The sequence below is a fragment of the Sedimentitalea nanhaiensis DSM 24252 genome (assembly GCF_000473225.1).
Lineage (GTDB): Bacteria > Pseudomonadota > Alphaproteobacteria > Rhodobacterales > Rhodobacteraceae > Sedimentitalea > Sedimentitalea nanhaiensis.
On record NZ_KI421509.1, the window covers coordinates 2,420,641 to 2,433,057 of the forward strand.

A 12,417-nucleotide genomic window follows, 5' to 3' on the forward strand; every position below is an offset into this window, starting at 1 on the left:
GAGTTAGACCCGAGACATCGCATCAACCCGACCACCGCATGTTCTTGCGCCGTAGCACTGAGTGTAACCTTGCAACGCCGCATAGCTGACGACATCCAGGTACAGAACCGCCGACAGCCGTCGAACCGCCTGAAGATCGGACTTCATGGCAGATCGTATCGTGTCTTCACCAATCGCCGGCGAAATTCGATATGGTCGGTTCAGCCCATCCGATAGCCGGGGGTGGAGTGTGAAATCGATTGCTCTTCGTCATCCATGTCTTCGGCAATGCCATCAAACAGCGGCGTGGACAGGTACCGCTCGCCGGTATCGGGCAACATGCACAGCACAACCGAACCCGGATCGGCCTGTTGGGCAATCTTGATCGCCACGGCAAAGGTGGCACCGCCCGAAATGCCGGTGAAGATCCCTTCTTTGCGGGCCAGTTGCCGTGACCAGTCGATACCGTCCTGCCCAGCAATCGGGATCAGCTGGTCATAATACGCCTCGTCGATGGCCTCTTGCAGCACCGCCGGAATGAAATCCGGGGTCCAGCCCTGTATCGGGTGCGGCTCAAACGCCGGGTGGCTGGCCGCAGGGGCATTGCCCGCGCCGCGCTCCTGGGCCTGACCGCTGCCCAGCAGCTGGGCATTGGCAGGTTCCGTCAGGATGATCCTGGTTTCGGGACGTTCCTTGCGGAGCACCCGCCCAATTCCGGTCACTGTGCCGCCGGTTCCATAGCCCGAGACCAGGTAATCCAACCGCTGCCCGTCAAAATCGGCCAGAATCTCGCGCGCAGTGGTCGAGGCGTGGATATCTGCATTGGCCTGGGTTTCAAACTGGCTGGCCAAGAACCAGCCATGCGCCTCGGCCAATTCTACTGCCTTGCGGTACATGCCAAACCCCTTTTCGGCGCGCGGGGTCAGGATCACCTTGGCCCCCAGCATCCGCATCAGGCGACGACGCTCGACCGAAAAGCTGTCGGCCATGGTGACAACCAACGGATAGCCCTTTTGCGCGCAGACCATTGCCAGCCCGATTCCGGTGTTGCCGCTGGTCGCCTCGACCACGGTCTGGCCCGGCTTCAGAATACCCGCCCGCTCGGCGGCCTCGATGATATTAACCGCAAGCCGATCCTTGACCGAACTGGCAGGGTTCAAGAATTCGGCTTTGACATAGATCGTTACGTCTTTGGGACCCAGATTGTTGACCCGGATCACCGGCGTGTCGCCGATCGTGTCCAATACGCTGTCAAACAGGCGGCCACGCCCCTGTGTGGTTCTGATGCCGTCCTGACCCATACCCGTGTCCTTTCGAAATATATGAAAATCAATATGTCGCCGGTGGTGCAAGGGTCATAACAGATTCCGCACCGCCGCCCCAGAAAATTGGGCGGCGGTGCGGCACGGCCTCGAAATCTATCCGATTATTTAGCGGCCAGAGCCTTAACGTCAGCGGTGGTCATTCCCTGCCCGCCAATACCCCAATTGCCCGAGGCGAATTCCTGCACCCGAACCCATGTAACCGGGCGCATCGCCTCGCCTTCGATGTCCACCATTGTGTCGGTGATCTTCTGAATCATTTGTTGTTTCTGTTCGGCGGTGAATACGCCCTCGATCAATTGAACGTCTACCAATGGCATGAAATATCCTTTCCTGATTATCGCAAGATCCCAATCAACACGGAGACCTGCCGAAACGATATCGCACGCCGGGCACCCAAGCTTGGGGACGGCATGGGTTTTTCTTGGGGATTGCCGGTGGATTGCCTAAGGTCAGGCCATGGATTACCAGTTTGACGATTTCATACTAAGGCTGGACCACGCGGCGCTGTATCGCGGCGACACCGAGATCGCACTGGAACCCCGCGCCTATGATCTGTTGTCGCTGCTCGTCCGCAATCAGGACCGGGTGCTGTCGCGCGACGAGATCGTCGAAAAGGTCTGGGACGGGCGCATCATCTCGGACGCTGCCATTTCAACGGTGGTCAAAACCACCCGCCGGGCACTGAAGGACGACGGTGCGGTACAAAAGTACATTCGCACTGTGCGCGGCCGCGGATTCCGCTTTGCCGGGGCGGCCCGCCCCATTATTGGTGCCACCGCCAATCCGCTGCACGATGGCCCGGACGACAGGGTTGCTCATTCGCCACGTCCTTCGATTGCAATCCTGCCCTTTGGGTTGTTGGGTCAAGCCACGTCCCACGGGGCAATTGCGGACGCGATCCCCGCCGAACTGATCTCGGGCCTGTCGCGGTTGCGCTGGCTCAAGGTGGTGGCGCGCGGCTCGACCTTTCGGTTTCGCGGCCCGGACCCGGACATGCAGGTGATCCGAACCTCGCTGGGGGCCGGCTATTGCCTGTCCGGCCTCGTCGAGGTCATGGAAACCCGCCTTGCCGTCACCGTCGAGCTTGCTGACACCCGCAGCCACGCCGTGATCTGGAGCGATCGCTTTTCGGGCGGTATCGGCGACATTCACCAGATCCGCACCGGCATCAGCGATCAGGTGATCTCTGCGCTGGAACTGCACATCCCGCTGAACGAGGCCCGGCGCGCCCGGCTGCAACCGCCCGAGACCCTGGATGCGTGGGACATCTATCATCTGGGACTGCAGCATATGTACCGGTTTAACCGGGCCGACAATCTTCAGGCCGCCCTTCACTTTGAACACGCTTCCCGGCTGGATCCGAATTTTGCGCGGGCCTATGCGGCGCGCTCGTTCACCAGCTTTCAAAGTGCGTTTCTGAAATACGCGCCGGACCGCGCTCGGGAGGTTGAGAATGCACGCCGCTTTGCCGAATCCTGTCTGGAACTGGACCCGCTGGACCCATTTGGAAACTTTACGTTAGGCCGGGCGCATTGGCTGCAGGGCGATCCCGAAGCCGGGTTGCCCTGGATCGACCGCGCCATAAGCCTCAGTCCGAATTTTGCCCAGGGCTTTTATGCACATGGGTGGGCGGATGTTATGGCCGGGCGCGGAGCATCCGCGCTGGACCAGGTCGACCGCGCCATTTCGCTCAGCCCGCTGGATCCGTTTCTTTATGCCATGCTCGCGACGCGGGCGTTGGCGCATATGCTGCAGGGGGATCTGGATGCCGCTGCAATCTGGGCTGACAGGGGCGCACACGCACCGGGGGCGCATTTCCTGATCGGCGCTATTGCTGCGGCGATGCACCAGATGCGCGGCAACGGCAGCCGGGCACAACACTGGGCGCAAACGGTGCAAGACCGCCGCCCCGACGCCTCGATCCGTACTTTCTTTACCGCCTTTCCGTTCGAGAGCATCGTCGTGCGCACGCCGTTGCACCACGCCCTCGCCGAACTTGGGTTTCCCGAAAGCTGACGGATTGAATTCGATCGTTCGAACAAAATGCGGTTTCGCAATACATCGCGACGGGCTAGAACTTTCGCATGCGCAGATATGGTGCCATCATTTTCGATCTGGACGGCACGTTGGTGCACAGCGCACCCGACCTGCACGCCGCCGCCAACGTCGCGCTGACCGCGCTTGGGCGTGCGTCGCTTGATCTGGAAACGGTCACGTCATTTGTCGGCAATGGCGTGGGAAAACTGATTGAGCGCTGCCTGCAGGCCACCGGCCCCTGCTCGCCTGACATTCAGGTCACGGCTCTGGCCATTTTCATGGACAGTTATAACGCCAACATAACCACGCTGACGCGACCCTATCCGGGTGTTGTCGCATGCCTGACCCGGCTGCACGAGTCCGATATCGCGATGGGGATCTGCACCAACAAGCCAAGCGGTGCGGCCGACGCAGTTTGTGATGGGCTGGATTTGACACGGTATTTCGACGCCATCGTCGGGGCCGAAGACGGGCAGCCAAAAAAACCCGATCCGACTCCCCTGATGAATACTATCGCACAGCTTGAAATGCAGGGCAAAAAAATCCTGTACGTCGGTGACAGCACTGTGGACCATGCCACAGCGCTTAACGCCGGGGTCGATTTCCGACTGTTCTCTGGCGGTTATCTGAATGCTGCGGTCCCCGATCTTAGAACCGCGCAGGTATTTGACCATTGGTCGGAATTCTGTTCATCTTGATCGTCGCGCCGCCGACGTAAATTCATGCACTCTGACCTTTACCGCGCCCAGGTCAAATTCCGGCTTCGAAGCACCGCCGACGGTCTTGAAAACAGACGACAGCATGGTTCCGGAAACCGATTTCGAACCGGGTTTCTCTGGCAAGCATGACAAGTCGGTATTGGGGACCTGAAGGCTGGATCATGGCCCGGACAGGCCGTCGGGCACAGGCACATCAATACTGATCCGTTGCATCAACCGCCTGGCCGGACCGACATCGGGCAAGATCTATCCGGGTGGCACCAAACTGACCGCCGGATACGGGCTCTCTGCGAGGCAGGACATCGGCAGACCAATTCAAATGTCGGGCAGTGCGTCCGATTTCATTCTGGACCGGCCAAAATCTTAGAAATCGACCTCGATCGCGACGCCATTGGCCACCGCCAGATCGACGACGCTGGCCGCAACCGCCAAATCCTGCAATCCGACTCCGGTTCCGTCGAACAAGGTGATCTGGTCATCCGATGTGCGCCCTGGATGGGTACCGTTGATCACCGCCCCGATCTGGGTAATGTCATGCTCGGTGATCAACTCCATCGCAATGGCATGCTGCGCCTCGCCGATGCTGATCGACTGGGCCACCTCGTCGCTGAACACCGTGGCGCGGGTCAGCAAGGCGGGATCAACCTCTTGCTTACCCTTGGTATCGGTGCCCATACAGGCAATATGGGTGCCGGGGCTGACCTGATCCGCCTGGAGGATTGCCTCAAAGGAGGATGTGATCGAGATCAGCACGTCTGCGTCGCGCAGCCCGTTGAGGTCGACCGCCTGAAACGGCAACCCCGCCTCATCAGCCACCTTTTCCAGATTCGGCAGCATTTCGGGGTGGAAATTCCAGCCGATAACCTTTTCGAACTGACGCTGTTCAAGAGCAGCGCGCAACTGAAAGGTCGCCTGATGCCCTGCACCAATCATGCCGATTACCCTGGCATCCTTGCGTGCCAGATGTTTGATCGACACAGATGAGGCCGCCGCCGTGCGCAAAGCCGTCAACAGATTGCCACCGACCATCGCTTTGGCCTTGCCGGTATCCGGATCAAACAGAAATACCGTCGATTGGTGATTGATGATCTGGTGTTTGTCCAGGTTGTTGGGCCAATAGCCACCCGCCTTCAGGCCCAGGGTCTTTCCCGCCCGGTCAAACCCTCCCTTGAATCCATACAGTGCATCCTCGTGGCCAATAGCTTCGCGGATCACCGGAAAGTTATAGGCGTCTTGTGCTGCCATGGCGGCAAACACCTGTTCGACGGCAACGAAAGCCGCCTCTCGGGTCATCAGATTGGCAATTTCGCGCTCGGGTACAATGATCATCGACTATCTCTTTCGCATTAAAAAAGGCGGAGCGGGCAACCCCTCTCCGCCAGTTCAGGGAGGTGACCTAGTAAGCCTTGCCGCGCGCCGATACCGGCCACAGGGTTTCAACTTTGCCCCCCCGCACGCCAACGTACCAGTCATGCACGTTGCAAGTTGGGTCGCAGTGGCCTGGCACCAGTCGCAGCTTGTCATTGACCTTCAGCACCCCTCCGGGGTCGGCAACCACACCATGCTCGTCCGAGCATTTAAGGTACTCGACATCATTGCGGCCAAACACGGTCGGCAATCCGCTGTCGACTGACTGTGCCTTGAGACCCGCATCGACGATGGCCTTGTCGGGCTTGGCGTGACTCATCACCGTGGTCAGTATGAACAGCGCATTCTCCCATTCCCCTTTGTCGATACGGTTGCCGTCCTTATCCAGAATGCGACCATAGTCGGCGTCCATAAAGGCATAAGACCCGCACTGAAGCTCGTTATAGACGTTCGAGTCGCTTTCGAAATAGTACGACCCGGTGCCGCCGCCGCCAACGATATCGCAAGCCAATCCGACGGCTTTCAGCCCCTGGACCGCATCCGCAACCTGATCAATGGCCAAATCCAACTTGGCCTTGCGATCCGCATAGCTCTCCATGTGCTGCATCGCGCCCTGATAGGCCTGAATCCCGGCAAATTTCAGCCCCTCGGCCACGTCGATCAGCTTGGCGATATTGACCACATCCTGCGTGGTGGTGACACCGCAACGACCCGCGCCACAGTCGATTTCCACCAGCGCCTCGATTTGGGTCCCATGTCTGACCGCCGCCGCTGACAGGTCGGCTACGTTCGCAGGGTCATCGACGCAGACCAGAACCCGCGCGCCCAGCTTGGGCATCCGCGCCAGCCGGTCGATCTTGGCCAGATCGGTGACCTGATTGGACACCATTACATCCTTGATGCCGCCACGGGCAAAGACCTCGGCCTCGGACACTTTCTGGCAGCAAACGCCGCAGGCACCGCCCAACCGCTCTTGCAGCTTGGCCACATCCACAGACTTGTGCATCTTGCCATGCACCCGGTGGCGCATGCCGTGCGCCGCCGCAAAATCGCCCATTTTCTTGATGTTGCGCTCCAGCGCATCCAGGTCCAGAACCAGGCAGGGCGTCTGGATGTCGGCCTCGTCCATCCCCGGCAACGCGGGCACGTCAAAGCCGACCTCAAGGTCGTCGAAGTTTGTCGGTGCGTTCATTTTTGTCTCTCCCAGATCAGCTGTTCATCCACGGCAATTTGTCGAGATCGACATTGCCACCGGTTACGATCACGCCCACGCGTTTGCCCGCGAAAACGTCCCGGTTCTTGAGTATCGTCGCCAGCGGTACGGCGCTGGACGGTTCCATCACGATTTTCATGCGCGCCCAGATCAGCCGCATCGCGTCGATAATTTCCTGCTCGCTGGCCGTCAGGATGTCGGTCACGTGGTTTGACACGAAATGCCATGTCAATTCCTTCAGCGGCACCTTCAGCCCGTCCGCCACCGTCACCGGCGCGTCATCGGCGATGATGTGCCCGGCCCTGAAGCTGCGCGCAGCATCGTCGGCCTGTTCCGGCTCGGCGGCATAGATTTTTACACCGGGTGCCAGATTGGACAGGGTCAGGCAGGTACCGGAAATCATGCCGCCCCCGCCGATAGGCGCAATCACGGCATCCAGGTCCCTCACCTGTTCCAGCAACTCGCGCGAACAGGTGCCTTGCCCGGCAATCACGCGCGGATCGTTATAGGGATGCACAAAGTCGGCACCGGTCCTTTCCTGGACTTCGGCGAACACGGTCTCGCGGCTGCTGGTCGAGGGTTCGCATTCGGTGATCATGCCACCGTATCCGATCACGGCATCCTTTTTGGCTTGCGGCGCGGTGTGCGGCATCACCACATGGCACGGGATTCCCCGCTGGCCAGCCGCATAGGACAGCGACAGCGCGTGATTGCCAGACGAATGCGTCGCAACGCCGTGCTTGGCTTGTTCTTCCGTCAGGCCAAATACTGCATTGGAGGCTCCGCGGACCTTGAACGCCGCCGCTTTCTGGAAGTTCTCGCACTTGAAAAACAGGTCGGCCCCGGTCAGTTCGTTCAGAAAACTCGAAGTCAGAACCGGTGTGCGATGGACATACGGTTTGATCCGCTCGTGCGCGGCCAGCATGTCATCAAGGGTCGGGATATACATATCGCTCGCATCCTTCATTACGCGGCCGCTTTGTTCGTCTTGCCGGAACCGTGGCGATAATAATCCTGCGCCGCAGCAACGCCCGACCCCAGCCTGACCTCCAGTCCGAGGTCGACCATGACCATTTCGGCAACGCCAAGCCCGGACAACATCATGGCATCTGTCAGGCTGCCCAAATGACCGATTCTGAACACTTTGCCCGCGACCTCGCCCAACCCGACGCCAAAAGCCATGCCATATTCATTCGCTGCGCGGGTGACGATATCGGTCGCGTTGAACCCCTCGGGGGTGCGGATTGCGCTGACCGAGTCGGAATACAGGTCCGGCGAGGCGGCGCACAGATCGAGCCCCCAGGCGCCAACAGCCCGGCGCACACCTTCGGCAATGCGGTGGTGGCGGGCAAAGACATTTTCCAGCCCCTCGGACAACAGCATGTCCAGCGACAGTTTAAGCCCGTTCATCAACCCGACGGGGGGGGTATAGGGGAATGCGTTGGCGGCATAGCCCTTGGCCATGTCACGGATGTCAAAGAAGGTACGTGGCAGGGTGGTAGTCTCGACCGCCGCCATGGCCTTGTCGCTGAACCCGACGATGGCAAGACCGGCTGGCAGCATGAACCCTTTCTGACTGCCGGTCACGGCCACGTCCACGCCCCATTCATCGAACCGGAAATCCATCGACCCGATGGAACTGACGCCATCGACGAACAGCATGGCCGGGTGCCCGGCCGCATCCAGCGCCCGGCGCACCGCGGCGATGTCGGAGCGGACCCCGGTCGCGGTCTCGTTATGGGTGGCCAGCACCGCCTTGATCCGGTGCCCGGTATCGGCGCGCAGGATCTCTTCGTAGCGGTCGGCGGGCAGGCCGTGCCCCCAGGGGGTCTCGACGATGGTAACGTCCAGCCCGTGGCGTTGGCACATGTCGATCCAGCGGTGGCTGAACATGCCGTTGCGGGCCGCCAGAACGCCATCGCCTGCCGAGAGCGCATTGGTCAACGCCGTTTCCCAACCGCCGGTGCCGGTAGACGGAAAGATGAAGATGCGGGCCGAGTCCGATTTCAAAACCTTCTGAACCCCCTCAAGGCAGGGATGCAGGATCTTGCCAAACACCGGCGAACGATGGTCGATCGTTGGCATGTAGCACGCCTGGCGCACAGCCTCGGGCATGTTGGTCGGACCGGGAATAAAGACGGGATTCTGAAAGCTCATACGATTGCCCTCCTATGGCGGTTGCACCCACAGTAGCCCAACCAAGGGCGGTTGAAAATTTTTTTGAAATCTTTTTTCATTTACGGATTGGCTGAAATAATCAAATAGTTTCAAGATGTTGATTTTTTCACTGGCCAGAATCCATTTTCAATACTATCCAGAAAGTCCTTACTGCACCGACCGGAGATGGCGCGATGAAACCCACTGCCCGGCGCAAGGGCCGCCCCAAGGCATTTGACAGCAAGCCCACACAAACCACGATCCAATCGCTGGATCGCGCGCTCGAGGTGCTGGACACGCTGGCACTGGAAAACGGCATGACGCTGACCGAAGTCTCTGATCGGCTCAAGCAATCTCCGGCGACAATGTACCGTGTTCTGTCCACATTGCAGGCCCGGGGGTTTGTCGAAATCGACGCTGCAGCACAGACATGGCACATCGGCGCCATGGCATTTCGGTTGGGGTCGGCGTTCTTGCGCCGCAGCGGCGTGGTCGACCGCAGCCGTCCGGTGATGCGGGATCTGATGGAGGCGACCGGCGAAACATCGAACCTGGGAATTGAACGCGACGGCGAAGTGATGTTCATCGGTCAGGTCGAAACCACCGAGACCATCAGGGCATTCTTTCCGCCAGGCACCCTGTCACCGATGCACGCCTCCGGCATCGGCAAAGCCCTGCTCAGCCAACGTGACGCGGACAGCCTTGGGCGTTTCCTGCGCACATACCCGCTGAATCGGTTCACCGACAAGACAATCGGCACGGCACCGGCATTGCAGGCCGAATTGACGGCCATCCGCCAGCAGGGCTATGCCTTTGACGACGAGGAACGCACCGCTGGCATGCGCTGTGTCGCTGCCCCGATCCTGAATCTTTATGGCGAGGCCATTGCCGGTATATCGGTTTCCGGACCGACTCACCGTATGCCAGCCGACCGGATCCGGGAAATCGGGCGCTTGGTACAGCAGGCAGCCAACACCGTTTCGCGCGGGCTGGGCGCCCCCGAGGACACCTGACCCTCGCCGGCAAACACAGTTGGAAATTCGGGTGTTCCCAACGCCAGAACCCAAGTCGGGATAGAAGTCTGGACTTTGCACAATGGAACAATGCAGGTTTGACGTTAGGCGAGCAGGATGGCAGGTCCGCTTTCGGCACCAACTCTGAGGGCAAACAATGCGCAGAACACTCCTGATACTGACTTTTCTGCTTCTGCCGTTCTCGTTGGCGAACGCACAGGAAAGCGCGCCGATCGATCAGCCCGCCGCCGTGATCGCCCGTGCAGAAAACGCCATCGAGGCCGGACGCGCCTCGGTGGATGCGCTGAATGCACTGCGCTCCGATCTGGATGCAATCCGAGAATCCGCCTCTGACATTGTGTCCGCGGGCAGTGTCGAAGCGCGAACGATCGAAGCTCAGATCGAGGCTCTGGGGCCGGCACCAGCCGAAGGTGAATCCGAACCGGATGCCATCGCCATACGTCGGACGGAACTGACAAACCAACTGGCTGAAGCCAATCAGCCGATTCGCGAGGCGCAGGAACAGCTGAATCAGGTCGAACTGTTGATTCACGAATTGGATAGTTTGATCCGGCGCAAAACCACCACCCAGATGCTACAACGGTTTCCCAGCATCCTGATGCCCGGCACGCTTACAAAAGCCGCAGTCGAACTGGCCGAGGCGGGCGACGAGCTGGCCGATGACATCGCCTCTGGCTTTCAGACTGACGACTTTCGCGCCCGCAAACGCGAAATCCTGTTCGGAGCGACAATTCTGGCCGTGATCGGGCTGGCCCTCGTGTTCGGAGTCCGCTGGGTACAGTCCCGGTTCCTGGACCGCAGCTTTGAGCGCACGGCCCGGGGCAAGCGGCTGTTCTGGGCGGTCCTGTCTTCTCTAGCCGGTCTGGTATTGCCGCTATTGGGTATGGCTGCGCTGGCTTCGATTGTGCCATTATTGGGGATTGTGTCGCGCATCGTCGAGTATTCAGGACAGTTCGTTCTGCACATTCTGGTGGTGATCGTGATTGCAAACTGGCTGGGGCAGACTGTGTTCGCCCCCACCGCACCCAGCCGCCGACTGGTGCAGTTGGACGATCAGATGTCCCAACGCGGCCTGCACCTGTGCCGCGCGCTCGGTCTGGTCGAGGCGGCCGAATTGTTTGCCGAAGCGCTTGCCATCGGACTCCTCGTGAACCAGGAAACAATCTCTGTCATTGCCGTTCCGATCATCCTGCTTGTCTCGATTCTGTTGTGGCAACTCGCAGCTTTGTTGCGGCGCGGAATAAAACAGCGCCAGGCCGCGGAGATGGCCCAGACCAGCGAGAGCGAGAGCGAGAGCGAGAGCGATGGAGTCGGGGCGACAAGCAAGGGACTGGTGAATCTCCTGATCTTCCTGCTTCGCGCCACTGCGATTGTGATCGTGCCAATGATACTGGCGGGATATGTCAATCTTGCACGGCATATATCGGATGCGATGGTCATGACCACCGCCCTCCTCGGCTTTGTCCTGTTTGTCTATGCCATCATCGTCGTGGGTATCCGCAGTATACCCAGACGCGGTGCAGCAGAAGCCGATGCCGAAGATCCCTTGCCACTTCTGCCCTTTGTTGTCGGATTTCTGCTGTCGCTGGGCATATTGCCGGTTTTGGCGATCATCTGGGGCGCGCGTACCGCCGACGTGGCCGAGACTTGGCGGTTGGTTACCGAAGGAGTCGAGGTGGGCGGCGTCACGCTGTCTTTGGGCATTGTCGTATCGCTGGTGGTCGTATTTTTTCTGGGCGCCATCGCAACCCGCTGGATCCAACGCGGGCTACGCGAAACCGTTCTGCCGCGCACACGTCTGGATCCCGGGGCGCGCAATGCATTGGTCACGGGTATCGGCTACGCCGGGCTGACACTGTCGGCGCTGATCGCGGCCTCTGCAGCCGGGTTGAGCATGTCCAGCCTGGCCGTGGTGGCCGGTGCCCTGTCGCTGGGCATCGGGTTCGGACTGCAGACAATCGTTTCCAATTTTGTGTCGGGTATCATCCTTTTGATCGAACGGCCCATCGCCGAGGGCGATTGGATCGAGGTGTCTGGCTATTCCGGCATCGTCAAAAAAATCGCAGTGCGTTCGACCCAGATTTCGACCTTCGACAAACACGACGTGATCTTGCCAAACCAGGACCTGATCGCTGGTGCAGTCAAGAACATGACCTTGTCCTCACGGCATGGGCGTCTGATCGTTCCGGTGGGGGTGGCCTATGGCAGCGATCTCGAAAAAACCAAAGAGATCCTGGAGCAGGCAGCGGCAGACCAGCCGACCCTGCTCAAGTACCCCGCGCCGACGGTACTGTTTCGCGGGCTGGGCGACAGTTCGCTGGACTTTGAGCTGCGCTGTTACCTTGATGACGTCGACAACCTGCTGGGCACGCAATCCGACCTCTTGTTCCGAATCTATACCGATCTGAACAAGGCGGGGATCGAAATTCCGTTCCCCCAACGCGACGTGAACCTGCGCGGCGCCTCGCTCTCGGAACTCAAGCCCCTGCTCCAACCCGAGGCATCGGGCGAAGACGGCGACGACACCCGAATCGCCTAGAGCGTTTCGACTTTAACTTGAGACATCGGGTATCGCCTATCGCGTT

At 59.9% G+C, this 12,417-nt stretch carries 12 protein-coding genes; 5 read left to right on the forward strand and 7 right to left on the reverse strand.

The features are described from left to right. Positions 1-3 precede the first annotated feature (3 nt). The 3 genes from NANH_RS28595 to NANH_RS0113705 all read right to left on the reverse strand — a co-directional run bounded on the left by NANH_RS28595 (position 4) and on the right by NANH_RS0113705 (position 1,621). Entirely contained in the window at positions 4-147 is a 144-nt protein-coding gene (locus tag NANH_RS28595; protein WP_154665579.1) for a hypothetical protein, read from the reverse strand. 53 nt (positions 148-200) lie between these two features. Next, positions 201-1,280 carry a cysteine synthase A gene (gene cysK / locus NANH_RS0113700; RefSeq protein ID WP_027262551.1) on the reverse strand — a complete coding sequence of 360 codons (1,080 nt, stop codon included), beginning with the start codon at positions 1,278-1,280 and terminating at the stop codon, positions 201-203. Positions 1,281-1,405: 125 nt separating this feature from the next. After that, positions 1,406-1,621, reverse strand: a complete 216-nt coding sequence (locus tag NANH_RS0113705) for a tautomerase family protein (protein ID WP_027262552.1) — start codon at positions 1,619-1,621, stop codon at positions 1,406-1,408. Between the two features lie 139 nt (positions 1,622-1,760). On the opposite strand from NANH_RS0113705, the gene NANH_RS0113710 reads away from it, so the two are divergent. The 3 genes from NANH_RS0113710 (at position 1,761) to NANH_RS29585 (ending at position 4,211) form a co-directional block, all read left to right on the forward strand. Next, positions 1,761-3,320 carry a winged helix-turn-helix domain-containing tetratricopeptide repeat protein gene (locus NANH_RS0113710; protein WP_027262553.1) on the forward strand — a complete coding sequence of 520 codons (1,560 nt, stop codon included), beginning with the start codon at positions 1,761-1,763 and terminating at the stop codon, positions 3,318-3,320. A gap of 68 nt (positions 3,321-3,388) precedes the next feature. After that, the gene (gene gph, locus NANH_RS0113715) at positions 3,389-4,039 is read left to right on the forward strand and encodes a phosphoglycolate phosphatase (protein WP_027262554.1); all 651 of its coding nucleotides are present in this window, start codon (positions 3,389-3,391) and stop codon (positions 4,037-4,039) included. Next, positions 3,972-4,211 (forward strand): PhnD/SsuA/transferrin family substrate-binding protein, encoded by a 240-nt coding sequence (locus NANH_RS29585; RefSeq protein WP_322786810.1) that lies wholly within the window; start codon positions 3,972-3,974, stop codon positions 4,209-4,211. Before gph ends, NANH_RS29585 begins: the two co-directional genes overlap by 68 nt. A 212-nt stretch (positions 4,212-4,423) precedes the next feature. On the opposite strand, the gene bhcD is transcribed toward NANH_RS29585, so the two are convergent. From bhcD to bhcA, 4 genes are all read right to left on the reverse strand, one after another. Continuing rightward, entirely contained in the window at positions 4,424-5,389 is a 966-nt protein-coding gene (bhcD, locus tag NANH_RS0113725) for an iminosuccinate reductase BhcD (RefSeq protein ID WP_027262555.1), read from the reverse strand. A 67-nt stretch (positions 5,390-5,456) separates the two neighbouring features. Further along, entirely contained in the window at positions 5,457-6,620 is a 1,164-nt protein-coding gene (gene bhcC / locus NANH_RS0113730) for a 3-hydroxy-D-aspartate aldolase BhcC (RefSeq protein ID WP_027262556.1), read from the reverse strand. A gap of 16 nt (positions 6,621-6,636) precedes the next feature. Continuing rightward, positions 6,637-7,608, reverse strand: a complete 972-nt coding sequence (gene bhcB / locus NANH_RS0113735; RefSeq protein WP_027262557.1) for a beta-hydroxyaspartate dehydratase BhcB — start codon at positions 7,606-7,608, stop codon at positions 6,637-6,639. Continuing rightward, a complete protein-coding gene (gene bhcA, locus NANH_RS0113740; protein WP_027262558.1) occupies positions 7,608-8,798 on the reverse strand; it encodes an L-aspartate--glyoxylate aminotransferase BhcA in 1,191 nt (396 codons plus the stop codon). The genes bhcB and bhcA overlap by 1 nt, the downstream gene beginning before the upstream one ends. Positions 8,799-8,992: 194 nt before the next feature. Between bhcA and bhcR the strand changes: the two genes are divergently transcribed. Beyond that, positions 8,993-9,811 (forward strand): HTH-type transcriptional regulator BhcR, encoded by an 819-nt coding sequence (bhcR, locus tag NANH_RS0113745; protein ID WP_027262559.1) that lies wholly within the window; start codon positions 8,993-8,995, stop codon positions 9,809-9,811. Positions 9,812-9,968: 157 nt separating this feature from the next. Next, entirely contained in the window at positions 9,969-12,371 is a 2,403-nt protein-coding gene (locus tag NANH_RS26230; protein WP_051372420.1) for a mechanosensitive ion channel family protein, read from the forward strand. Positions 12,372-12,417: the final 46 nt, after the last annotated feature.

What these genes read in the sequence shown, in the direction of transcription:
- NANH_RS28595 (WP_154665579.1), bottom strand. Translation starts at nt 147, where the DNA reads ATGAAGTCCGATCTTCAGGCGGTTCGACGGCTGTCGGCGGTTCTGTAC.
- cysK (WP_027262551.1), bottom strand. Translation starts at nt 1,280, where the DNA reads ATGGGTCAGGACGGCATCAGAACCACACAGGGGCGTGGCCGCCTGTTT.
- NANH_RS0113705 (WP_027262552.1), bottom strand. Translation starts at nt 1,621, where the DNA reads ATGCCATTGGTAGACGTTCAATTGATCGAGGGCGTATTCACCGCCGAA.
- NANH_RS0113710 (WP_027262553.1), top strand. Translation starts at nt 1,761, where the DNA reads ATGGATTACCAGTTTGACGATTTCATACTAAGGCTGGACCACGCGGCG.
- gph (WP_027262554.1), top strand. Translation starts at nt 3,389, where the DNA reads ATGCGCAGATATGGTGCCATCATTTTCGATCTGGACGGCACGTTGGTG.
- NANH_RS29585 (WP_322786810.1), top strand. Translation starts at nt 3,972, where the DNA reads ATGCTGCGGTCCCCGATCTTAGAACCGCGCAGGTATTTGACCATTGGT.
- bhcD (WP_027262555.1), bottom strand. Translation starts at nt 5,389, where the DNA reads ATGATCATTGTACCCGAGCGCGAAATTGCCAATCTGATGACCCGAGAG.
- bhcC (WP_027262556.1), bottom strand. Translation starts at nt 6,620, where the DNA reads ATGAACGCACCGACAAACTTCGACGACCTTGAGGTCGGCTTTGACGTG.
- bhcB (WP_027262557.1), bottom strand. Translation starts at nt 7,608, where the DNA reads ATGAAGGATGCGAGCGATATGTATATCCCGACCCTTGATGACATGCTG.
- bhcA (WP_027262558.1), bottom strand. Translation starts at nt 8,798, where the DNA reads ATGAGCTTTCAGAATCCCGTCTTTATTCCCGGTCCGACCAACATGCCC.
- bhcR (WP_027262559.1), top strand. Translation starts at nt 8,993, where the DNA reads ATGAAACCCACTGCCCGGCGCAAGGGCCGCCCCAAGGCATTTGACAGC.
- NANH_RS26230 (WP_051372420.1), top strand. Translation starts at nt 9,969, where the DNA reads ATGCGCAGAACACTCCTGATACTGACTTTTCTGCTTCTGCCGTTCTCG.